Source organism: Chitinolyticbacter albus, assembly GCF_024437655.1.
In the GTDB taxonomy this organism is placed as follows: domain Bacteria; phylum Pseudomonadota; class Gammaproteobacteria; order Burkholderiales; family Chitinibacteraceae; genus Chitinolyticbacter; species Chitinolyticbacter albus.
The window spans coordinates 86,589-107,304 of the sequence record NZ_JANBVF010000008.1 but is presented as its reverse complement, the minus strand read 5'-3'; the positions used below and the strand labels follow the sequence as shown (position 1 = coordinate 107,304).

General features: G+C 64.8%; 21 protein-coding genes. 11 read left to right on the top strand and 10 right to left on the bottom strand.

The window, feature by feature from the left end:
* Nucleotides 1-47 precede the first annotated feature (47 nt).
* Nucleotides 48-1,151 carry an aldo/keto reductase gene (locus NLI84_RS06910; RefSeq protein WP_255989169.1) on the bottom strand — a complete coding sequence of 368 codons (1,104 nt, stop codon included), beginning with the start codon at nucleotides 1,149-1,151 and terminating at the stop codon, nucleotides 48-50.
* 108 nt (nucleotides 1,152-1,259) lie between these two features.
* Here NLI84_RS06910 and NLI84_RS06905 point away from each other — a divergent pair, with 108 nt between their 5' ends.
* Nucleotides 1,260-2,180, top strand: coding sequence for a LysR family transcriptional regulator (locus NLI84_RS06905; protein WP_255989168.1), 921 nt, complete (start codon nucleotides 1,260-1,262; stop codon nucleotides 2,178-2,180).
* Nucleotides 2,177-2,440 (top strand): hypothetical protein, encoded by a 264-nt coding sequence (locus tag NLI84_RS06900; protein WP_255989167.1) that lies wholly within the window; start codon nucleotides 2,177-2,179, stop codon nucleotides 2,438-2,440. Before NLI84_RS06905 ends, NLI84_RS06900 begins: the two co-directional genes overlap by 4 nt.
* Nucleotides 2,441-2,451: 11 nt before the next feature.
* On the opposite strand, the gene NLI84_RS18965 is transcribed toward NLI84_RS06900, so the two are convergent.
* From NLI84_RS18965 to NLI84_RS06875, 4 genes are all read right to left on the bottom strand, one after another.
* Nucleotides 2,452-4,608, bottom strand: coding sequence for a cellulase family glycosylhydrolase (locus NLI84_RS18965; protein ID WP_284699846.1), 2,157 nt, complete (start codon nucleotides 4,606-4,608; stop codon nucleotides 2,452-2,454).
* Nucleotides 4,609-4,838: 230 nt separating this feature from the next.
* Entirely contained in the window at nucleotides 4,839-5,015 is a 177-nt protein-coding gene (locus NLI84_RS06885; RefSeq protein WP_255989165.1) for a DUF1328 domain-containing protein, read from the bottom strand.
* A 97-nt stretch (nucleotides 5,016-5,112) separates the two neighbouring features.
* Nucleotides 5,113-6,081: a Gfo/Idh/MocA family protein gene (locus tag NLI84_RS06880; protein WP_255989164.1), complete on the bottom strand. Its 969-nt coding sequence runs from the start codon at nucleotides 6,079-6,081 to the stop codon at nucleotides 5,113-5,115.
* Nucleotides 6,078-6,980, bottom strand: coding sequence for a Gfo/Idh/MocA family oxidoreductase (locus tag NLI84_RS06875; protein ID WP_255989163.1), 903 nt, complete (start codon nucleotides 6,978-6,980; stop codon nucleotides 6,078-6,080). The genes NLI84_RS06880 and NLI84_RS06875 overlap by 4 nt, the downstream gene beginning before the upstream one ends.
* Before the next feature lie 183 nt (nucleotides 6,981-7,163).
* On the opposite strand from NLI84_RS06875, the gene NLI84_RS06870 reads away from it, so the two are divergent.
* Complete coding sequence (locus tag NLI84_RS06870; protein WP_255989161.1) at nucleotides 7,164-7,571, top strand: hypothetical protein; 408 nt, start codon at nucleotides 7,164-7,166, stop codon at nucleotides 7,569-7,571.
* Between the two features lie 145 nt (nucleotides 7,572-7,716).
* Nucleotides 7,717-7,947 (top strand): hypothetical protein, encoded by a 231-nt coding sequence (locus NLI84_RS06865; protein ID WP_255989160.1) that lies wholly within the window; start codon nucleotides 7,717-7,719, stop codon nucleotides 7,945-7,947.
* Between the two features lie 62 nt (nucleotides 7,948-8,009).
* On the opposite strand, the gene NLI84_RS06860 is transcribed toward NLI84_RS06865, so the two are convergent.
* Nucleotides 8,010-9,380 carry a glycoside hydrolase family 19 protein gene (locus NLI84_RS06860; RefSeq protein WP_255989158.1) on the bottom strand — a complete coding sequence of 457 codons (1,371 nt, stop codon included), beginning with the start codon at nucleotides 9,378-9,380 and terminating at the stop codon, nucleotides 8,010-8,012.
* Between the two features lie 378 nt (nucleotides 9,381-9,758).
* Here NLI84_RS06860 and NLI84_RS06855 point away from each other — a divergent pair, with 378 nt between their 5' ends.
* A complete protein-coding gene (locus tag NLI84_RS06855) occupies nucleotides 9,759-9,932 on the top strand; it encodes a hypothetical protein (protein ID WP_255989157.1) in 174 nt (57 codons plus the stop codon).
* A gap of 16 nt (nucleotides 9,933-9,948) precedes the next feature.
* On the opposite strand, the gene NLI84_RS06850 is transcribed toward NLI84_RS06855, so the two are convergent.
* The 3 genes from NLI84_RS06850 to NLI84_RS06840 are packed head-to-tail and all read right to left on the bottom strand — an operon-like array spanning nucleotide 9,949 to nucleotide 11,929.
* Nucleotides 9,949-10,446 (bottom strand): TPM domain-containing protein, encoded by a 498-nt coding sequence (locus NLI84_RS06850; protein ID WP_255989155.1) that lies wholly within the window; start codon nucleotides 10,444-10,446, stop codon nucleotides 9,949-9,951.
* Nucleotides 10,446-11,333 (bottom strand): TPM domain-containing protein, encoded by an 888-nt coding sequence (locus NLI84_RS06845; protein ID WP_255989154.1) that lies wholly within the window; start codon nucleotides 11,331-11,333, stop codon nucleotides 10,446-10,448. Before NLI84_RS06845 ends, NLI84_RS06850 begins: the two co-directional genes overlap by 1 nt.
* Nucleotides 11,333-11,929 carry a LemA family protein gene (locus NLI84_RS06840; RefSeq protein WP_255989153.1) on the bottom strand — a complete coding sequence of 199 codons (597 nt, stop codon included), beginning with the start codon at nucleotides 11,927-11,929 and terminating at the stop codon, nucleotides 11,333-11,335. The genes NLI84_RS06845 and NLI84_RS06840 overlap by 1 nt, the downstream gene beginning before the upstream one ends.
* 263 nt (nucleotides 11,930-12,192) lie before the next feature.
* Between NLI84_RS06840 and NLI84_RS06835 the strand changes: the two genes are divergently transcribed.
* Nucleotides 12,193-12,663 (top strand): hotdog fold domain-containing protein, encoded by a 471-nt coding sequence (locus NLI84_RS06835; RefSeq protein WP_255989152.1) that lies wholly within the window; start codon nucleotides 12,193-12,195, stop codon nucleotides 12,661-12,663.
* Nucleotides 12,664-12,735: 72 nt separating this feature from the next.
* On the opposite strand, the gene NLI84_RS06830 is transcribed toward NLI84_RS06835, so the two are convergent.
* A complete protein-coding gene (locus NLI84_RS06830) occupies nucleotides 12,736-12,966 on the bottom strand; it encodes a DUF2789 domain-containing protein (RefSeq protein ID WP_255989151.1) in 231 nt (76 codons plus the stop codon).
* 216 nt (nucleotides 12,967-13,182) lie between these two features.
* On the opposite strand from NLI84_RS06830, the gene NLI84_RS06825 reads away from it, so the two are divergent.
* The 5 genes from NLI84_RS06825 (at nucleotide 13,183) to NLI84_RS06805 (ending at nucleotide 20,695) form a co-directional block, all read left to right on the top strand.
* Nucleotides 13,183-13,512, top strand: a complete 330-nt coding sequence (locus NLI84_RS06825; RefSeq protein ID WP_255989149.1) for a hypothetical protein — start codon at nucleotides 13,183-13,185, stop codon at nucleotides 13,510-13,512.
* A gap of 173 nt (nucleotides 13,513-13,685) precedes the next feature.
* A complete protein-coding gene (locus tag NLI84_RS06820; protein ID WP_255989146.1) occupies nucleotides 13,686-15,371 on the top strand; it encodes a carbohydrate-binding protein in 1,686 nt (561 codons plus the stop codon).
* A 148-nt stretch (nucleotides 15,372-15,519) separates the two neighbouring features.
* Entirely contained in the window at nucleotides 15,520-19,002 is a 3,483-nt protein-coding gene (smc, locus tag NLI84_RS06815) for a chromosome segregation protein SMC (RefSeq protein ID WP_255989144.1), read from the top strand.
* A 5-nt stretch (nucleotides 19,003-19,007) separates the two neighbouring features.
* A complete protein-coding gene (locus NLI84_RS06810) occupies nucleotides 19,008-19,460 on the top strand; it encodes a hypothetical protein (RefSeq protein ID WP_255989141.1) in 453 nt (150 codons plus the stop codon).
* Between the two features lie 110 nt (nucleotides 19,461-19,570).
* Nucleotides 19,571-20,695, top strand: coding sequence for a cell division protein ZipA C-terminal FtsZ-binding domain-containing protein (locus NLI84_RS06805; RefSeq protein ID WP_255989139.1), 1,125 nt, complete (start codon nucleotides 19,571-19,573; stop codon nucleotides 20,693-20,695).
* The last annotated feature ends 21 nt before the right edge of the window (nucleotides 20,696-20,716 follow it).

Below are 20,716 nucleotides of genomic sequence, written 5' to 3'. Positions count from 1 at the left end.
AAAACGGCACCGCTCATGCGGTGCCGTTTTTGTTGGTGGCGACGGAATTAGCTCACGCCGCTGCCGGTGCCGCTCACCAGTACCGGTGCGCGATAGCCTTCCGGCTTGTCGCCGGCCGTGGCGCCACCGTAGATCATGCCCTGCATGGCATTGGTGAAGAAGTAGTAGGGGAAGGGCACACTGGGGGCGCTGATCGCGTCGAGCCGCGCGATAAGCTCGGTTGGCAGCGTGAAATCGAGCGCCTGCAGGTTTGATTGCAGCTGTTCGGGCTTGCTGGCGCCGGCGATCACGCTGGCGACGCCCGGGCGGTTGGCCACCCAGTTGAGCGCCACCTGGTTCATCGGCCGATCGATCTCGTTGGCCACCCGTTCCAGTTCGGCAACGATGGTCCAGTTCCGCTCGGTCAGATGCTGGAACGCCGGGTTGCCGTTGTCCTGCATCACGGCGAGCCGCCCTTCCGGGATCGTGCCGGGTCGGTACTTGCCGGACAAGAGGCCGCTCGCCAGCGGGCTCCACACGGTGATGCCCATGCCCAGTTCGGTGGCGAGCCGGGTGTACTCGTGCTCCAGGTTGCGCTCGACCAGCGAGTATTGCAGCTGCAAGGCGGAAATCGGCTCGTAGCCGCGCCATTCGGCCAGCGTCTGCATCCGCGCCGCGTACCAGGCCGGTACATCCGACAGCCCGATATGACGCACCTTGCCGGAACTGACCAGATCATCCAGCGTGCGGATCACTTCCTCGGCCGGGGTGATCTGGTCCCAGGCGTGCAGGTAGTAGACGTCGAGGTAATCGGTGCCGAGTCGCTTCAGCGAGCCCTCCACCGCACGCAGGATGTTCTTGCGCCCGTTGCCGCCGCCGTTGGCATTGCGCTCGCCCAGGTTGAAGGTGAACTTGCTCGCCAGCACCACCTGGTCGCGCGCCTGGCGGGCCGCGACGAACTCGCCGAGCCAGTTCTCGCTGGTGCCGTTGGTGTAGACGTCGGCGGTATCGAAGAAATTGCTGCCGGCGTCGAGGTAGAGATCGAACACGCGCTGCGCCGCAGCCTTGTCCGAACCCCAGCCCCATTCGGTGCCGAAGGTCATGACGCCGAGCGAGAGGCGGCTGACGCGCAGGCCGGTGCGGCCCAGGGTGTAGTAACGATCGATGGCCATGGTGTTGCTCCTGAAAGTGAATGGGCTGGAACACCTGCGCAGCTTAGTTCGCCACACTGCGCGGAAAAATGGCCATAATCTTCTCAACTTGTTAAGCAGTGTTTACCAATGAGGCTGGATCAACTCGACGGCATCGTCGCCTTTGTCACGGTGGTGCAAAAGCGCAGCTTCACCGCTGCTGCGGCGCAGCTGGAGGTGACGCCGCCGGCGGTCAGTCTGGCGGTGAAGTCGCTGGAAACCCGGCTGGGCGTGCGTCTGTTGCACCGGACCACGCGCAGCGTGGGGCTGACCGAGGCGGGCGAGCGCTACTACGCGCAAGTGGCACCGGCGATGGCCGATGTGCTTGCGGCCGGGGCGATGCTCGACGAGTTTCGCGATCAGCCGGCCGGCACGCTGCGGCTGACCTTGCCGCGCAGCACGCTGCCGCTGCTGGGGGAGGGGCTGCGTGTATTCATGGCACGCTATCCGCAGATCCGGCTGGACCTCAGCCAGGAGGATCGTTTCGTCGATATCGTGGCGCAGGGGTTCGACGCCGGCATCCGGCTTGGCGAATCGGTCGAGGGCGATATGGTGGCGATGCCACTGATGGCGACGCAGCAGGTGGCCATCGTCGGCAGCCCAGGGTATTTCGCGCAGCACCCGCCGCCACAGCGCATCGAGGACCTGCGACAGCATCGCTGCATCCGCTACCGCTTCCAGTCGACCGGCGCCATCTATCGCTGGGAGCTGCTGCGCGACGGCCGCGAGGTGGAGGTGGAGATCGACGGGCCGCTCACCGTCAGCGACAGTGCCTCGATGCCCTGGCTCGCCGAGCACGGCTTTGGCCTCGCCTACACGTTCTCCGGCCTCGTCGAAGCGGCAGTGGCGCAGGGGCGGTTGATTCCGGTGTTGCAGGCCGCTTGCCCGATTTGGCCGGGTTTCTACCTCTACTATCCATCGCGGCGGCAACTGCCGGCCAAGCTGCGCTGCCTGATCGATTTCTGGCGCGAATGGCAGGGCACGCCGCGCCGACCCACGGAGCAAGCATGAGCGCGACGCTATATGACCAATTGCAGGCTGTCACCGACGAGGCGAGTTTCCTCGCCTTCGTCGCCGCGTTGCACGCGGACCGCCTGGCCCAGGAGCAGGGCGAGAACACCGGGTGGCAGGCCCAGGGCATCGCCGCCTTTCTCGAGGCGGCGCTGGCCTGGGGCGAAACCACCCAGCTCGGTCGCACCCAAGGCCTGCGCGATGCCTCGCCGTGGAAGCGCTGCGCCATGCTGCTCTACAGCGGCAAGCTCTACGAATAGGGCACTGCCGTTCAGCAGGCGCCCAGCTCGTGCCACAAGGTCGGTGACGCGGCCGGGTTCCAACCGGTGCCGACATACGCGGTGTGGCTGACCAGCGCCACGTAGTTGTGGCCGTTGTAACTCACCTGCTGGCCAGTGGTGTAGTTGTCGCCTTCGCGCCAGGCCGCATTGCAGACCTGGCCGACCGGTGTGGGTTGCGATGTGGGGCGCGGCGTGGCGACAGGTGTGGGCAGCGGTGTGGGTGCCGGCGTGGCTGGCGTGCTGCCGCAGACGCCCAGATTGCGCCACACGCCCCAGTTCCCCGCTTGCGCCGGGTTGTCACCCTGGGTCCACCACTTGGCTTCGTAGTTGCGCCCGGCATGGGTGACACGCTGACCGGCCATATAGACAGCGCCAGTGCCCCACGCTGCGTAGCACAGGCTGGGCAGTGGCGTGACGGGGGCAGGGGTGACAGGGGTCGGTGCCGGCGTTGCGGTCGGCATCGGAGTGACCGGCGTTGGTGTTGGAGACGCTGTTGGTGTCGGCGTCGGTGTGACGGCACTGCTTTCGAAGCGTAGCCAGTCCAGGTTGGCGATGCCGTCGCCGCCCTTGCCGACCAGGTACACGTTCTGGATGCCGGACACGTTCTGACTCAGGTTGACCACCTGCTCGGCGTAGTTGCCCCAGCCGCCGGTGCTGGCCACGGTATGGGTGGCCAGCAAGGTGCCGGTCGGGCTGCCGAGCCGCAGCTCGATCTGCTTGCCAGCGTAGGCCGCATCGACGGCCAGGCGCAGGCGCAGGCGGTTGGCGCCGCTGCCGAAGTTCACGTCGATAAAGCGCAGCCAGTCGCCGTTGTCGAAGTAGCCGACGACGCCGCCTTCCTGCGAGGTGCCGCGCTGCTGGTAGGCGTACTCGGCCTCGATGGTGCTGCTCGCCAGGATGCTGCCGCTGTAGGGCAGGTTGCGGATCAGGCCGTTGCCGCTGCGTACGGCGGTCCTCAGGCTGTCGATCAGACCCTGATTGGGTGCCATATGGGCGTCGGTATCCCAGTTGCGCCATTTGCTCTCGATGGTGGCGTAGCTGTCGGTCGCGACATTGGGCTTGTTGGCCGCGGCGTTGGTGCCGTTGTAGAGCGCCCAGTTGCCCATATTGGTGGCCTTGTAGCTCCAGTTGGTCCAGTGCCAGCCGGCCTCGTTATAGCGCCGCAGGCCGTAGTCCCAGCCGTCCTTCAAACCGAAGAAATTGAACTCGCCGACGTAGTGCGGCACGTTGTAGCCGAGGTATTGCTGTTCCTGGTTGATCTTGCTCTCGACAAAGCTCGCCTGGGCCGCGCTGTTGTTGTCGTTGCCCCACAGGTAGTAATGGAACTCGTAGATCACGTTGGACCAGCCGTAGCTGTTGGGATGCGGGATGGCTGCCCAGTCCCAGATGCCTTCCAGAATGATGATGTGGTCCGGATCCACGGCGCGGATCGCGTCGTAGACGCGGTCGTACAGGTTCCAGACGCTGGGGCCGGATGCCTGCGACGGAAAGTTCTCGGAAGGCTCGTTCAGCACGTCGTAGCCGGCCACGGTGGCGTTGCCGGCGAAGCGCCGTGCCAGCTCGCGCCAAAAGTTCACCGTCATCTGCCGGTAGCTTTCATTCTTCCACAAATCGGCGCTGCCGATCTTGCCGGAATGGTCCTGGCCGTTTTGCGAGCCGGGGGCACCGTGCAGGTCCAGGATCACATAGAGCCTGTGCTTGCGCGCCCATTCCACGGCTTTCTCGATCGAGGCAAAGTCGATCTGCCCCTGGGCATTGTATTTCCAGCTGCCGTCCAGGTTCATATAGTCCTGCCAGTAGAGCGGCAGCCGCACCACGTTCATGCCCACTTCGGAAATCTTCTGGAAATCCTGTTCCTTGATCCAGCTGTCGCGATAGGTGTTGATCAACGCCTGTGCCTGGGCCGCGCCAAAGCGGTTGGTCAGCGTCTGGCGCATCGTCCATTCGTCATTGGCGCCCTGCAGCGGCGTCATCCATGGCTCATGCACGAACCAGCCGCCGAGGTTCACCCCGCGCAGGTAGACCACATCGCCATTGCCGTTACGCACCAGGCGGCCATCAGTCTTGAGAAAGTTGCTGTTTGCCAGTGTCGTCGCCGAGATCAGCCCCAGCGACAGCGGCAGGATCAGATGTTTGAGTCCCCGCATTGTCCACACTCCTCCGGTTTTTTCGATTTCGCTCCGCGATGATGCGGAGGCGCGGAGGCGATTTCACTCACGCAACGGGGGCGCGACAATGTTCGCGATTCGCAAGTTGACAAATGGTTTTATGGGAAAGGATCAGGCCAACGATCACCGGCGTTGCACCGGCATGACGGAAACGGTAGCGCCGATGAACGGCAGAACGGCGGCCACAAGGCCGCCGTTAGGCAGGGGGTCTATTTGGTAATGCTTTTGAACACGGTCAGGCCCAGCACCAGGAAGATCAGGAACAGGGCGATGGCGATGTAGAACAACACTTGTGCAATCGCTGCGGCGCCACTGGCGATGCCGGTAAAGCCGAAGACACCGGCAATCAGCGAAACGATGAAGAAGATCAGAGCCCATTTCAGCATGGCAGTTCTCCGGGTAAGCGGTAACGCCAGCCTAAGCCGAAGCCCGATATGCCGCTGTCCGCGCGCTGCTGCGCCGCGTTGTAGGCCGAATCCGGCATTACCAGCCGGCGGCGCGATAGGCGCTGGCAATCAACGCCACGGTGGCCGCCGCATCCGCACCGGTAACCGGCATCGCTTGCTGCTGCGCCAAGCTGTCCAGCCAGGCATCGAGCTCGGCCCGATAGGGATTGGTTTGGCTGAAGTCGAGCGTGATCGGGTGCGCTCCATGCTGAGTGATGCGGACCCGCGCCGGATCGAACGCCGCGTCGCTTTCGATGGTCGCGTGCTCGAAGCGCAGGCAGAAACCGTGGCTGTTGGCGGAAAAGCCGGTGCCACCGAGGTAGTGCACGCCAAAGCCGTCGGCAAAGCCCAGTTGCAAAGCGACCCGGTCCTCCAGCTCATGCGCCGAGGGCAGGCGCTTGTCGATCGCGGTCGCAATGGATTGCACTTCGCCGAACACGCTGCGCAGCCAGTCGAGTTCGTGGGCGGCGACCTCGAACAGGTAGCCGCCGCTGCCGGCGCGCTGGCCTTTCCATGGCGCGATCCGCAGGAAATCGTGCTCCAGCCGCCAGAAGCTGCCATGTAGCGCGCGTCCCAACTGTCCGGACCGGTAGGCCGCAGCAATTGCACGGTATGGCTCGAACCAGCGCAGCACGTGCCCCACCATCAGCTGCCGCCCCGATGCGGCGCAGGCTTGGTTGATCGCGGCGCAATCCGCCTCGCTCAGTGCCATCGGCTTTTCCAGAAACACCTGCTTGCCCGCCCGCAGCGCGGTAATCGCATGTTCGGCATGCAGGGCTGGTGGCGTCGCGATCAGCACGGCGTCGACATCGGGCCGCGCACACACCGCGGCGATGTCGTCGCACGCCACCGCAGACAGTTCCGTCGCCAGCGTGGCAGCGCGTTGCGCATCCTGGTCGCAGGCCGCTTTGATGCGGATACGGCCGGTGCCGATGGCCACCTGGGCCAGGAAGCGACCGAACTGACCGCAGCCGATCAAGCCGACGGCGAGCGGGGCGGGGCTCATCGAGACGTCTCCAGCGTGACGGCCTGCCCGCTCGTTGCAGCCTGCAAGGTGGCGTAATGGGCGGCAACCTGCTCCAGCATCAGCGCGCGTGGTAGCGGCGCGGCACCGTCGAGGAAGAAGCACCGCATTGCGTCAAACAAGAGCGCATACCCGACATCGAAATCGAGCTCGGCCGAAGCGCCGCTGCTGCCATACAGCTTGAGGGTGAAGCCGTACCAGTCGCTGCCGGGCCCGATCAGCGTCAGCGTGCCGCGCACCGCACCCAGCGGGCTGTCGGTCGCGTATTCGACTATCACCGTGGCGGGGCCAGCGAGGCGGTGCGGATCGCCTGCGTGGCACGGCAGGTCGGCGTGGACCACGCGGGCCAATCCCGGCCCCAACGTGCTCGCAAGGCACGCATAGAGATGGGGCAGGTACCAGTCCGCGGTGTCGGTGGGGCCGACCAGCGAGAAATAGCGCAAGGTGCCGATCTCGGCCAAGGTGGCTCGGATGCGTGATGCCGCGTGCGTGTGCAATAGCGCCGAGGCTGAATACACCGCCGCGCCGTGCGTATCGGCCAGCGCGAACAGCGATCGGGCATCGGCCAGGCTGCCAGCCAGTGGCCGGTTGAGGAAGACGCGCCGGCCTGCGGCCAGATGTGGCGTGGCCAGCCCCAGGTAGTCAGCGGGTTGCAGCGTGGCGATCACCACGCCATCGCAGTTGTCGGCCACCGCTTGCGGCGTTGCCGCCACCTCGGCGCTAATTTCCTCCGCCAGCGCCGTGGCTACGCGCACATCGGCATCCCACAGCCGCGCGGCAACGAGGCCATGCTGAGCTTCCTGATGCCACTGCCGGGCCCACATCCTGCCATGGGTGTATTCGGCGCAACCGATGATACCGATGCGCAGTGGATTGCTCATATCCTCTCCTCAGCGCCGCGTGAGGCGACGCAGGCCTGTGATCGATCACGCCAGTTAACCCACTTCACAAAGGCTCGGGCCCTGTGAACTAGGCACTGCCATTTCAGCGTTCTATCGGATACTAATATTGGCACGGATACCTTGCGGGCGATGGCCCGCGATTGCGATAGAAGGAGAAACACGATGAAACGACTCTGGATTGCCTGTGCATTGCTTGCCGCCGGCCCGTTGGCGCAGGCGGAAGTGGGCGTATCGGTGACGGTAGGGGATCCACATTTCTACGGCCGGATCGAAATCGGCAATTACCCGCGCCCCGAGCTCGTTTATCCGCAGCCTATCGTGGTGGTGCAGCAGCCACAGCGTTACTCGCCGGTCTACCTGCGCGTGCCGCCGGGCCATGCCAAGAACTGGAAAAAGCATTGCAGCCGTTACAGCGCTTGCAATCGCCCGGTTTATTTCGTGCAGGACAGTTGGTACAACGATGTATATGCGCCGCGTTATCGTGAGGCTCATCCTGGTCACGGGCATCACGACAATGGCCATGGCCAGCACGGCAAGGGCCACGGCAAAGGGAAGGGCAAGCACGATTGAGCCCTGCCGCTGCCAGGTAAAGATTCACATTGTGCCGCGGCGGGCTTGGGCGACAACAGATAAGGGCAGGGTGGACTTGAAATAGTAAGCTTTCACCCTTACCTTACAGCCTGACCGACCGTATACCATTGCACAGGATGTTTCGATGACTGAAGGGGCGTATTCCCATCCCTCCGAATTGTTTGTTAACCAGGATGAAAACTGGCAATTGCTGCGCGCCCAGGCAGAGCGCGAAACACAGGACAAGATCGCAGTGACGCGCAAGAAGCGCGAGCTGCGCGATCAACTGGTGCAGCTTGCGGCAGAGCGTGGTTATTCGGTGGATCAACTCATCGAATTGCTGGCGCTCTCCGACGTGCACGCCCAGCTGGGCTGAGCGCACTCAAACAAAAAAACGGCCACCCTAGGGTGGCCGTTCCATTGCCGACACGATGGGTATCAGCAGCTGAGGTTGTTGCCCGAGGTCACGCCCAGGATCTGGGTGAAGCTCAGATACTTGGCTACGCGGCTTTGCACCTGCGCCGGATTGCGGCCGTCGCACTCGAGCGAGCCATTGATACTGCGTATGGTCGCACCAAAGCCAAAGCCGTTCACGATGCCATTATGCGGTGTCATCGTGCCTGGGCCGGTCTGGGTCATCCAGTACCAAATCGCCGTCTTCCAAGCCACAGTGGCATCGCGTGCCACCAGATCCGGGTCGGCCAACAGCGGCAAGCCCAGCGCCTGGCCGGCGAGGCCGTAGTTCGGGTTCCAGCTCAGCTGGATCGGGCCACGACCGTAGTAGCGCTTGCCCGGTGCGCAGGGGAATGGAGCGCCCCATGCACCGCGGTCGCAGTACTCACCCTTGGCGATTTCCTCGATGTGGACGAGGCCACCGGTTTCATGGTCGATGTTGGCGAGGAACGCGGCGATTTCCTGGCGCTTGGTGGTATCGCTGCCGGTATTGGCAAACTGCGGATAGGCCGACAGCGCGTTCACGAGACCCTGGTAGGTGTAGAACGAGTTGCGGCCCGGGAACATGCGGTTGAAGTCGGCTTCGCTGACCACGAAACCGCCGCCGGTGCCAGGAGTCGGCGTCGGGTTGGGCGTACCACCGCCGGAGCAGGTGGTCGGTTGCCAGTACCAGGTGCTGATGGTCGGATCGGTGCCATCGCTGCCGGTGGCGCCGACGTTCACCACCTTGTAGTAGTTGCCGGTGGGATAGCGCACCACGGTGCCGAGGCTGTAGTTCACGCCGCGGCTCCAGGGGGGGGCGTTGCAGCCCGAGCTCGGGGCCGGCGTGGGGTTCGGAGCCGGCGTCGGGTTGGGCGTGCCGCCCCCGGAGCAGGTGGTCGGTTGCCAGTCCCAGGTGCTGATGGTCGGATCGGTGCCCTCGCTGCCGTTGGCGCCGACGTTCACCACCTTGTAGTAGTTGCCGTTGGTATAGCGCACCACGGTGCCGAGGCTGTAGTTCACGCCATGGGTCCAGGTGGCGGCGTTGCAGCTGCCGCCCGAGCTCGGCGCCGGCGTCGGGTTCGGTGCGGGGGTGGGATTGGAAGGCGACGGAGCCGACGAGCCGCCGGTCGGTGTCCACAGCGTCGGCGTTGCCGCCGGGTTCCAGTTGGTGCCCGGGTACGCCGAATGGGTGACCAGCGCCTTGTAGTCCTTGCCGTTGTAAGTCACCACGGTGCCCGCGGTATAGGTGTTGCCTTCGGCCCAGGCTGCCGCCGCGTGCGCGGGCAGGCTGGTGATCAGACCGGCGCCGCCCAGCAGGCCGCAAAGCAGCAATGCAGGAACGGCCGCGCGGCGGCGTTTCTTATTTGTATCCACGATTGAACTCTCCATCCATTTTGGTTACCGCCGCTGCCAACAAGACAGCTGGCGCGCCGCCGCGCTGGAATTGCGCAAACGTGGCTGTAGTCTTGTGCAGACGCCATGTTGCCGTCAATGAAAGCGATTTCTGATAAATGAAAGTTTACGGCATTCCGTAAGGCTGTAACGCAGTGCCGACCTGAAGTAAGTGGGATTCTTACTTTTTCTGTCATGCAGATGGGCTGTGGAAATGATGCGACAAACGGGGGTTTGCCGTTTGTCATTCGGAACGTGGTAAGAGGGCGGGTAAGGCGAGGTGCAGGACCTACACCTGCGGTTGTAGCCAGGTCGTCACCAACGATTGGGGTTGCATGCACACGAGTGGGGAAAACACAGATGGCCGACAAGCAGACGCGCGAGGCGCAGCCTCGACAAGCGGGTGAGCGTCGTAGCGATGAACGACGCGAGACACCGGACAATGACCAGGAACTCTGGCGCTGGATGAACATGGTGCTGAACGGCAACGAGCGCCGCGCCAGCGTCGGTCGCCGCATGGGCGACCACTGGTAGTCGGCGTACTACGTAGTCAGCGCACTACCGGTTGATTGGGCAGTTCATCCCGGTTCGGCGCCTGGGCGTCGAGCGGATGATGTGCGGCCATCAGCGCCCCCAGTTGCTCGATCGTGTGGCTAATGCCGTCCACGTAGTGGCCGGCGGCGAGGGCGCCGATCAGGTCGGCACAGATCGCTTGCCAGCGCGCATCGGGCACCGCGGCGGCGATGCCGCGATCGGCAACCAGCTCGAGGCGCCGCTCGGACAGCAACAGGTAGAGCAGGACGCCGGTGTTGTGTTCGGTGTCCCACACATGCAGGTCGGAGAACCACTGCACCGCGCGATCGCGTACCGGCTGAGCGCGCAAGGCGCCGGCCAATGGCAAACGTCGTTCGATCACGAGGCGCAGCTCGCCCCGATGCCCGGTTTCCGCCGCCGCGATCGCCGCTTCCAGCCGAGCCATGGCGGCTGCGTTGAAATACCGCAGTGAGCGGCAAGGCTTGAGGTTAAGCCACAGTCGTCGCTGATCCATCACCATCCTCCCGAGGCGCCGCCGCCGCCGAATCCGCCGCCGCCGCCGGAAAACCCACCGCCACCGCCACCGAAGCCGCCGCCAAAGCCATCGCCACCACCGATGCGGGTGCCACCGCGGCCGTGGCTGAACAGCAGGCCCAAGAGGTCGATGAAGAGCCCCGTGCGCACGACCATCAACGCGATCACCATCAGTGCAATCAGCCCGCCCGCAGCCACTAGCGATTGCCCGCCAACGAGGGCCGCCATCGCGCTGACGCCTGCCACGCCGCCGCTGCCTATCCAGTTGCCGGCGATCTTCGACAGGATGACGCCGCCAAACAGGATGCCCAGCAACACGATGGGGTGCAGCCCGAACAGCGAGAGGTCGCGCCCGACCGCGGGGCGAGCCTGTTCGGCCTCGGGTAGCGGCTCGCCATCGATGACGGCGATCAACTGGTCGGTCGCCGCATTGAGGCCGCCATGGAAATCGCCCGCGCGGAACGCCGGCTGGATCACGTTGCGGATGATGCGGCTGCTGCGGCCGTCGGTCAGCGCGCCTTCCAGGCCGTAACCGACTTCGATGCGCACCTTGCGATCTTCCTTCGCCACCAGCAGCAGCACGCCATCGTCGACGCCCTTGCGACCGAGCCGCCAGCGCTCGACCACCCGGATCGAATACTGATCGATGTTCTCGGGCAGCGTGCTCGGCACCATCAGCACGGCGATCTGGCTGCCCTTGCGCGCTTCGAAGGCGGCAAGCTTGCGTTCCAGCGCCTCGCGCTCGGTCGCAGTCAGCGTTCCGGTTTCATCGGTGACCCGGGCCGTGAGCGTTGGGACGGCCACTTCCGCCCAGGCGGGTGCCAGCCAGCACGCGAACAGCAGCAGCAGGGCGCAGGCATGGCGCATCACTTGGCGTCGCCGCCGCCGAAATCGACCTTGGGCGCACTCGAGATGGCCTTCTCGTTCTCGACGCTGAAGTTGGGCTTGGTCTTGAGGCTGAACGCCATGGCGGTGAGATTGCTCGGGAACGAGCGCACGGTGGTGTTGTATTCGCGGACGCGTTCGATGTAGCGGTTGCGCGCCACGGTGATGCGGTTCTCGGTGCCTTCCAGCTGCGAGGAGAGGTCGCGGAAGTTCTCGTTGGCCTTGAGGTCCGGATAACGCTCCACCACCACCATCAGTCGCGACAGCGCGGACGTCATGCCGGCCTGCGCCTCCTGAAACTTGGCAAAGGCCGCTTCGTCATTCACCAGCTCTGGAGTTGCCTGGATCGCGCCCACGCGCGCGCGCGCCTCGGTGACTTCGGTCAACACTTCCTTCTCGTGCGCGGCATAACCCTTCACTACGTTGACCAGATTGGGTACCAGATCGGCGCGGCGCTGATACTGGTTGAGTACCTCGGACCAGGCTGCGTTTGCGGCTTCGTCCTGCGCCTGCATGGTGTTGTAGCTACAGCCGGACAGCAGCGTGACTAGACCTAAGATGATCAGCAGACGTTTCATGGCAGCGTACTCCGCAAGGGACTGGACTCGCATGTTAGCCCGATTCGGCCACTTGGTCAGCCCGGAGAAAGTTGCGTTGATCCAGGCTGAATCGACGTGTCAAACGCGGGATGCGCGGCATCGCAGCGTCTGTCCCGTGTGTGCGCCGCTGGTGGAAGATTGCCGCGCACGGCTTTTGAAACGGCCAGGGCGGGGTTAGTCGCTATATGGCTGGCCGGTGGTCTCTGCCAAGCTGGCAGCCATCGATCAAGGGAGGGGGATGCATGGCAAACGCGATTGCGGCAGCGTGGCAAAGACTGAATGGTTTGCCGGCGGGGCGCTGGTTGTTCTCACGGCTGGTGTGCTGGAAGGCGCCGTATTTCGGCTCGGTGCGGCCCTGTTTTGTCGAGCTCAAGCCAGGCTATGCGGCCGTGGCGATGAAGAAGCGCCGCGCGGTGCTCAATCACATCGGGACCGTGCACGCGATCGCCATGTGCAATATCGCCGAGCTCGCGGCGGGAACGATGACCGATATCACCATTGCGTCCACGGATCGCTGGATACCCAAGGGCATGACCGTGGAGTACCTGAAAAAGGCCGATACGGACCTCGTTGCCCATGCGCGCGCCGAGCTGCCTGTCGACACCGATGGCGCCTATGCCTTGCCGGTGGCGGTACGTGTCGAGAATCTGGCGGGCGAAGTCGTGCTCGCCGCGACGATCACCATGTGGGTCAGCCCGCGCAAGGCGGGATGAGCGGGTTCAGGTTTTAGCGCCTTGTTTGCGATGTGCACAGCGGCACCGTCACGAAAAAACATGAACGGGCGCTTAATGGCTAAGGCGGGCGGCGAGCTCGTCGACTTCTTCGGCCCATTCCGCATCCTGGGCCAACGCCTCGCGCAAAAAGGCGGCCTGGCTTGCGCTCCAGAACGGCGCATCGGGCAGGCTCTGGCCCGGCGGCAGCCGGTGATGCAGCAAGAATGCATCGATGCTCTGGCGATCGGCGGGCAGGCCTAGCTGGGCGAACAGCGTGGGCATGTCGTTAGGGTTGGTATCCATGGTGGCGCTCCTGGTGTCTGTTTCGGGCATAGCCCGCGCGCCGACCAGGGGCAAGCGCTTTCTGTGGCGGGAGCACGCTGGCTGGTGGAAAACGCCGCGTCTGTAGGACTGGTCTGGCAAAGCATTGCGGCAACAGCTGATTCGGAGGCCGATGCTTAGTCGATACCCTGATGTCATGAATCGACCCATCCAAACATCATGCACAGGAGTACCGCCATGTCGCATCTTCAAATCAGCCGCAGCGAGCTACTGCAGCGTTCCGTGCTTCGCCATCTGATCCTGGTCCAGCACCAGGCCCGGGCGCATCTTTGCCTGCAATGCGCGCGTCTGGCACGGCAGCCGCGTCACCTGGATGCGCATCTTGGGCTGATGCAGGAACGCCCGCGGCATATCGAGGCCGGACTGGAGTTTCGCCACTATCGTTGCTCGGACTGCGGGCAAGGCTGGAGTCAACGCTACGATCCCTTGCTGCGCGAAGCGATGTGGACGATGAAGTCGCCCACCGTGGCGCACAATTCCGAACGCAGCGACGCCATCGTCGCGTGATCCGGCGAAGGTGTTGCTTCGTCTGAATTAAGGCGACGTTTGTCAGTTAATGCCAATTGCGTCATGTCGTTTGCCTTGTAGCACTTTGCTTTGAAGTTCACATTCTCGGTGGCCGCGCGCGCTTTACGTCGGCTGACGCGGTTTTTTCGAGAACAAGACGAGGAGCAAATAGGATGCAAAGCAAACACATCAAGCGCCGGCCGGTAGAGTGGCTGACCGCGGCGCTGGTCGCGGGCGCCGCCTGCACGGTACCGATGGTGGCCCAGGCCGCCTGCGCCACCTGGGCCGAAGGCAACACCTACGCCGCCGGCACCGTGGTGAGCTACAACGGCGCGAGCTATACCGCGTTGGTCACCCATACCGCCTATGTCGGTACCAACTGGAACCCGGCCGCCACGCCGACGCTGTGGACCGCCGGCGGCAGCTGCGGCAGCACCCCGACCGCCACGCCGACGCCGGTAACGCCTGCACCGGTTACTCCCAGGCCTGCGACCCCGGTTCCGGCCACCCCAGTTCCTGCAACGCCGGTGCCGGTCACGCCGTCGCCATCGACCTGCTACACCGCGTGGACCAGCTCCGCTGTCTATACCGGCGGCACCCGCGTGACGTACAACGGCGTCAACTACGAGGCGCGCTGGTGGACCCAGGGTGACAACCCGGCCCAATCGGGCGAATGGGGCGCCTGGAAGAAGCTCGACAACTGCGGCGGTAACCCCACCCCGGTCACTCCGGGCCCGACGCCGGTAACGCCCAATCCGGTCACTCCGGTCACGCCGAGCCCCAGCGGCCCGCGCATGTATGTCGGTTATTCCAGCACCTGGAATACCAGCATCTATGACCTGACCACATCCAATATCCCCAGCTACTTCACCCACGTGAACCTCGCCTTCGTGCGTCCGGACACCAAGTATGTGAAGGGCTCCTACGCGTTCGACCAGGAAGTCGCTGGCTTCGAATTCGCCGAGGGTGCGAGCACCAATACCGGGCAGAAGAAGTTCACTGCGCAGCAATCGCAGGATCTGCGCAACAACATCGCGGCGCTGAAGAACCGTGGCACCAAGGTGTTCCTGTCGGTCGGTGGCTGGTCGTACAGCCAGGGCAGCCAGTGGAGCGGCTTCAACGCACCGCACATCGTCGATCTTGCGCTCGACCTGGGCGCATCCGGTGTCGACATCGATTGGGAATCGTCGGGCAGCAGCTGCAACAAGGCCGAGGCAGCCAGCTTCAGCTGCTCCAAGGATAGCGAGATCGCCAATATCATCAGCAGCCTGTACAACGAAATCCGCAACCGCAGCGCCGGGTTGCAGATCTCGATCGCCGGCTGGTCGACGGGCGCCTACTACGTGAAGGGCACGCCATTCGAAGAGGGCAAGGTGCAATGGGGCTCGCCGTTTGGCGGCACCATGTACCGGGTGGTCAAGGATCATGGCGCCAAGATCAACTTCATCAACCTGATGTCGTATGACGGTGGCGAGTACTACGATCCGCGCGAAGGCTACGAGTCCTACAAGGCGATCTACGGTGGCCCGATCAACATGGGCATGGAAATCGCACCGGAAGGCGCCGGTGGCGCGATGTTACGGCTGAACGACGGTGGTGTGGCGTACGACGCCGAACTGCTGACTGGCCTGAACAACATGGCCACGCCGTACTACAACGTCGAGACCCTGGTGAAGTACGTGAAGAACAAGGGTCGCTCGTTCGACGGCTTCATGATCTGGCAAATCTGGAAACAGCGTGTTCACCAAGCCGCTCCGGCGGGCGCAGCGACGGAAAACTCCGCCGGTCGCTTCGTGTGCCAGAACCTGCCGTTGACCGGTAACTGCAGCGATGTGATTCCAGTGTTGCCCAAGCTGTAATCCATCACTGGCAAGGTAGTAACAGGACGGGCAAGCGCGAGCTTGCCCGTTTTTTCGTCGTGGCCACGCCATACCACATGGCACTCGCGCTGTGCCGCAGGCCACGCGGCCGTTACAATCGGCGAAACGATTACACGATAGCCCCCGAGTGCGTCTTACCCACCTCAAGCTTGCCGGTTTCAAATCCTTCGTCGACCCGACCACGGTGCACGTTCCGGGCCAGCTCGTCGCGATCTGCGGGCCCAATGGCTGCGGTAAATCCAACGTGATCGATGCCGTGCGCTGGGTGCTGGGCGAATCGTCCGCCAAGCAGTTGCGCGGTGAATCGATGCAGGACGTGATCTTCAACGGCTCGGGCAGCCGCAAACCGGTGAGCCGCGCCTCGGTCGAGCTGGTGTTCGACAACGCCGCGGGCCTCGCTGCCGGGCAGTGGAGTCAGTACGCCGAGATTGCCATCAAGCGCGTGCTCACCCGCCAGGGCGAATCGTCGTACTACATCAACAACCTGCAAGTGCGCCGGCGCGACATCACCGATCTGTTCCTCGGTACCGGTGTCGGCAAGGGCGGCTACGCCATCATCGAGCAGGGCATGATCAGCCGCATCATCGAGGCCAAGCCCGAGGACTTGCGGCACTTTCTCGAAGAAGCCGCCGGCGTTTCCAAGTACAAGGAACGCCGCCGCGAGACCGAGACCCGGCTCGCCGACACGCGCGACAACCTCGACCGGGTGCACGACATCGTCACCGAGCTCGACAAGCAGATCGGCAAGCTGGAAACGCAGGCCGAGGTCGCCGCCGAATACAACCGCATCAAGGATGCGATCAGCGAGAAGCAGAACCTCTTGGCGCTGCAACGCAAGCTCGACGCCGCGCGCGAGGTCGAGGCGGCCCGCCGCGCGATCGACGCCGCACAGAACGCGCTCGAGGCGCAGCTGGCCGAGCTGAGATCGCTCGAAGCGACCATCGAGGCGCAGCGCGAGGCGCACTATGGCGCGACCGACGCGGTGCATGAGGCGCAGGCCACGCTCTACGACGCCAATGCCGCCGTCGCCCGGCTGGAGCAGCAGTTGCTGCACCTCAAGCAGACGCGTGAGCGCCTCACGCAGCAGCTGAACGAAGCCCGCACGGAGCTCTCCCGACTCGACGCCCAGGGCCACGCCGCCGGCAGCGAGCTCGAGGAATGGCAGGGCAGGCGCGAGGAAGCGCAATACGCCGCCGAGGAGGCGGCCATGTCGCTCGACGAGGAAACACAGCGCCTGCCGGAGCTGGAAGCGGCGCTGGCGCAGGCGAGTGACGAATGGGCCAGCCTGCGCGACCGCCTTGCCACCACGCGCAATGCGGTGCAGCTGGCGCGCCAGCAGGCGCAACAACACGAGCGCAATGCGCAGCAGCTGGCACAGCGCCAGACGCGACTACGCGCCGAGGCGGCGCAACTGGCGCCGGCCGACGCCGAGGATGACGAGGCCACGCTGCAGCGCGAGGAGCTGGCGCTGGCACTCGAAGCCGACGTGCTGGCGCTGGAAGAGGCCGAAACGGCGCTCGAGGCCGCGCGCACTGGCGTGGCGCAACTGGGTCAGGAGCGCGAACGGCTGGGCCTGCAGCGCGCGCAGCTGGCGGCGCGCGAGCAGGCACTGGCCGAGTTGTCGCGTCACGATGATGCCGGTGCGCTGGCGCAATGGCTGGCGAGCGAAGGCCTGGCCGATGCGGCAACCTTGCTCGATGCGATCAGCGTCGAGCCCGGCTGGGAAACGGCGATCGAAGCGGTGCTGGCCGATCGTCTGCAGGCGCGCCTGGCCGGGCAGCCGCCGCAGCAACACGCGCCGGCGACGGTCACCTTGGTGTTGCCAGCTCAGGGTGCCGCCGTCGCGCCGAGCTCGCTGCGCGGCAAGGTGCGCAGCGCGGATGCGCGGGTGAGTGCCGCGCTCGATGGCTGGCTGGCGGGGATGGAGGCGGTCAGCGATCTGAACGCGGCGTGGGCCGCCAGGGCCACGCTGGCGGCAGGGCAACGGCTGGTCACGCCCGAAGGGCATTGTATCGACGCCGGCAGCGTCCGCTTCCATGGCACAGGCGGTGCGCTCGCGGGTGAGCTGGCCCGCCGGCGCGAACTCGATGACATCCGTGCGCAATTGACGGTGCTGGGACCACAGCATGCGGCGCTCGAAGCGGATCATGCCGATGCTGCGCAGCGACAAACGTCGTTGGACGGCAGCGTGCGTACGACGCGGCAGCGCATCCACACGGCGCAGCAGCAGCTGGCGCAGCTCGAGCGCGAGCTGGCGCGGCGTGACGAGGCGCAGCAGCAGGCGATGCGGCGTCGGCAGGCGCTCTCCGACGAGCTGGCGCAGGTGATGCAGCAAATGGCCGACGAGGGCGCGGCGCAACGCGAGTTTGATGAGACCCGCATCGTCGCCGAGGACGAGCTGTTGCCGCTGGAGGAAGCGCTCGACAACGCCAAGCTTGCCCGCACCGAGATGGAAACGGCGTGCGAGCTGCAGCGTAGCCGGTTGCGCCAGGCTGAACGCCGCGCGCAGGAGGCACGCTTCGCCGTGCAGACCGCCGAGCAGCGTATTGCCGAGCTGGCACGGCGCGATGGTGATCTGGGCGCGCAGCGCGAACGGTTGCTGGAACGGGCCGAAACGCTGGTGCTGGAGCTCGAAGGTGTCGACGAAGGCCAGTTCGATGTCGGCTTCCAGGATGCGGTGAACGCACGCAGCGAGAAGGAACGCGCGCTCGCCGCAACGCGCGATGCGCTGAATCACCTGACTAACCAGCTGCGCGAACGCGAGGCTGACAAACAGCGGATTGAAGCGACGCTGGAGCCGGCGCGCGAAGCGGTGAACACGCAGCGACTGAAGGAGCAGGAGGCGCGCCTTGCCGCCGAGCGTTTCGCGCAGGAGCTGGCCGAAGCCGAGGCGGACGAAGAGGCGCTGCGCGACAAGCTTGGCACCGGGCTCAAGGTCGGCAGCCTCGTCGCCGAGATTGGCCGGCTGACGCAGGTGATCTCTGGCCTTGGCGCCGTCAATCTCGCGGCGCTGGAAGAATTGAACGCGGCGCGCGAGCGCAAGAGCTATCTCGATGCGCAGTCGGCCGATTTGCTGGAGGCGATCGAGACGCTGGAAAACGCCATCCGCCGCATCGACCGCGAAACGCGCGCGCTGTTGCAGCAGACCTACGACACGGTGAACGGCAATCTGCAGGAGCTGTTTCCCACGCTGTTCGGCGGCGGCCACGCCGAACTCGTGCTCACCGGCGACGAAATCCTCGACGCGGGCCTCGCGATCATGGCGCAGCCGCCCGGCAAGAAGAACAGCACCATCCACCTGCTCTCGGGCGGCGAGAAGGCGCTGACGGCGCTGAGCCTGGTGTTCGCGCTGTTCCGGCTCAACCCGGCGCCGTTCTGCCTTTTGGACGAGGTTGACGCGCCGCTCGATGATGCGAACACGCTGCGCTTTTGCAGCCTGGTGAAGAAAATGGCCGAACGCACGCAGTTCCTTTACATCAGCCACAACCGGCTGACGATGGAAATGGCGACCCAGCTCGTCGGCGTCACCATGCAGGAGCAGGGCGTATCGCGCGTGGTGGCAGTCGACATCGAACAGGCGCTTTCCATGCGCGAGGCGGCAACGGTATGACACGAATGAGCAAGGCTCTGCTGCTGGCGCAGGCGTTGTGCTGGACGATACCGGCCTGGGCGGGCAACGATCCTTGCGCCGAGTTGTCGCGCTATTTCGCCCGCGGCGTCGAGGCCATGGCCGAGGCCAAGGTGCCACAACACGACGAACATGAAGGCGTGCTGGTTACCTCGATGCTGACCATCGACGCACGGGAAGTGGCCGAATTGCGCTCGCAACTCTTGGCGGCTGGCAAGCCCCTGGTGCTCGGCGCGCTCGATCCGGCTAAGACCGTAGCGTTGCTCCGCCGTGCGGTGGAGCCGCCCGCAAGCGGCGCTGGCCGCACCGTTGTTTTCGTCGGGCCTGCTGCCGATTGGCCGCCCGCGCAAGCCGCCTTGCGGCAACTGGGCGCGCGTTCTATCTTCGCCGATATCGCAATTGCACCGCGCGATGCGGCGCCGCTGGATTGCCGCTGGTGAATCGCGGCGTCAAATCAACGCTTGGACGGGCGTGCCGCTTGTGATTGAATGCAGCCCATACCTGATGAATACGGCCGTCGCCTGATGTCGGCCCGCAACCAAGACCATCCATGAAAGATCTGCATCTGTATTCGTTGATCGGCGCTGGTGCCATCGTCGCCGCGGTTTACGCCTTCAACTGGTGGCAGGAATATCGCTATCGCAAGCGCACGCAACAGGCGTTCGCTCGCAACCAGCCGGACGTGCTGATGGATGCGCCGCGCAATATGGTGCGCAGCGGCGAGCGCTTCGAGCCGGCGCTCGACGCTGATGACGACCTGCCGACGCGGCTGGAACTGCCGGCCGACGAGGCGCCAGTGCGCGTCGAGGCCCGCCCGGATGTGCGCGCCGAATCGCGCGCTGCGGTACCCGCGCCGGTGATTCCCCCCCAGCAGGACGATGGCGACGCGCTGGCTGAAAGCCTGCTCGACGCCAATGTCGACTTCATTGCCGAAGTGCATGCGCGCGATGTCATCGCCGCCCGTGCCGTGCCGCGTATCGCGGCGCCCAAACGGGTGCAGGTGATCGGCCTGACCACTGACGGGCATTGGGATGTGGTCAACTCGGCCAGCAGCGCCGACTACACCGCATTACGACTGGGACTGCAGCTGGCCGACAGGCAGGGGCCGTTGTCGGCCGAGCAACTCAACGCCTTTTGCATGGCGGTGCAGCAGTTTGCCGATGAGCACGAGGCGGTTGCCACCTTTGCGCAGCGTTCCGGCAAGCTTGCCGCGGCGGGTGAGCTCGACGAATTCTGCGCCTCGGTCGATGTGCTGATCGGCCTTAATCTCGTCAGCGCCGGCCGGCCGTTCCAGCTGGAAAAAGTGAGGGTGCTGGCCGAGCAGTCGGGCCTGTCCCGTACCAGCGAGGGCTGGGTATACAAGAGCGATTCGGGCAAGACGCTGTTCACGCTGGCCAACCAGGACCAGAGCCCGCTGGGGCCCACCAGCACCGCGCTGACGCTGCTGTTCGACGTGCCGCGCGTGGCCGGGGGCCTCGCGGTATTCGACTACCTGAGCGATTTCGCGCAGCAACTGGCCGGCAGTCTCGATGCCAGCCTGGTCGACGACAATGGCCGCGCGCTGACCGCCGCCAGTCTCGACAATATCCGCCGCCAGCTTGGTCAGCTCTACGCCAAGATGGACGATCGCGGCATTGCGCCGGGCTCGGTGGCCGCGCTGCGCCTGTTCGCCTGAGTAGATCGACACACGCTTTGC

Bases quoted from the DNA above. Each gene is read 5' to 3' on its own strand.
- NLI84_RS06875 (WP_255989163.1), bottom strand. From the start codon at position 6,980: ATGAGCAATCCACTGCGCATCGGTATCATCGGTTGCGCCGAATACACC.
- NLI84_RS06845 (WP_255989154.1), bottom strand. From the start codon at position 11,333: ATGCGCCATGCCTGCGCCCTGCTGCTGCTGTTCGCGTGCTGGCTGGCA.
- NLI84_RS06810 (WP_255989141.1), top strand. From the start codon at position 19,008: ATGAGCAAGGCTCTGCTGCTGGCGCAGGCGTTGTGCTGGACGATACCG.
- NLI84_RS06840 (WP_255989153.1), bottom strand. From the start codon at position 11,929: ATGAAACGTCTGCTGATCATCTTAGGTCTAGTCACGCTGCTGTCCGGC.
- NLI84_RS06820 (WP_255989146.1), top strand. From the start codon at position 13,686: ATGCAAAGCAAACACATCAAGCGCCGGCCGGTAGAGTGGCTGACCGCG.
- NLI84_RS06900 (WP_255989167.1), top strand. From the start codon at position 2,177: ATGAGCGCGACGCTATATGACCAATTGCAGGCTGTCACCGACGAGGCG.
- NLI84_RS06865 (WP_255989160.1), top strand. From the start codon at position 7,717: ATGACTGAAGGGGCGTATTCCCATCCCTCCGAATTGTTTGTTAACCAG.
- NLI84_RS06830 (WP_255989151.1), bottom strand. From the start codon at position 12,966: ATGGATACCAACCCTAACGACATGCCCACGCTGTTCGCCCAGCTAGGC.
- NLI84_RS18965 (WP_284699846.1), bottom strand. From the start codon at position 4,608: ATGCGGGGACTCAAACATCTGATCCTGCCGCTGTCGCTGGGGCTGATC.
- NLI84_RS06885 (WP_255989165.1), bottom strand. From the start codon at position 5,015: ATGCTGAAATGGGCTCTGATCTTCTTCATCGTTTCGCTGATTGCCGGT.
- NLI84_RS06880 (WP_255989164.1), bottom strand. From the start codon at position 6,081: ATGAGCCCCGCCCCGCTCGCCGTCGGCTTGATCGGCTGCGGTCAGTTC.
- NLI84_RS06805 (WP_255989139.1), top strand. From the start codon at position 19,571: ATGAAAGATCTGCATCTGTATTCGTTGATCGGCGCTGGTGCCATCGTC.
- NLI84_RS06855 (WP_255989157.1), top strand. From the start codon at position 9,759: ATGGCCGACAAGCAGACGCGCGAGGCGCAGCCTCGACAAGCGGGTGAG.
- NLI84_RS06825 (WP_255989149.1), top strand. From the start codon at position 13,183: ATGTCGCATCTTCAAATCAGCCGCAGCGAGCTACTGCAGCGTTCCGTG.
- NLI84_RS06835 (WP_255989152.1), top strand. From the start codon at position 12,193: ATGGCAAACGCGATTGCGGCAGCGTGGCAAAGACTGAATGGTTTGCCG.
- NLI84_RS06850 (WP_255989155.1), bottom strand. From the start codon at position 10,446: ATGGATCAGCGACGACTGTGGCTTAACCTCAAGCCTTGCCGCTCACTG.
- NLI84_RS06905 (WP_255989168.1), top strand. From the start codon at position 1,260: ATGAGGCTGGATCAACTCGACGGCATCGTCGCCTTTGTCACGGTGGTG.
- NLI84_RS06910 (WP_255989169.1), bottom strand. From the start codon at position 1,151: ATGGCCATCGATCGTTACTACACCCTGGGCCGCACCGGCCTGCGCGTC.
- NLI84_RS06870 (WP_255989161.1), top strand. From the start codon at position 7,164: ATGAAACGACTCTGGATTGCCTGTGCATTGCTTGCCGCCGGCCCGTTG.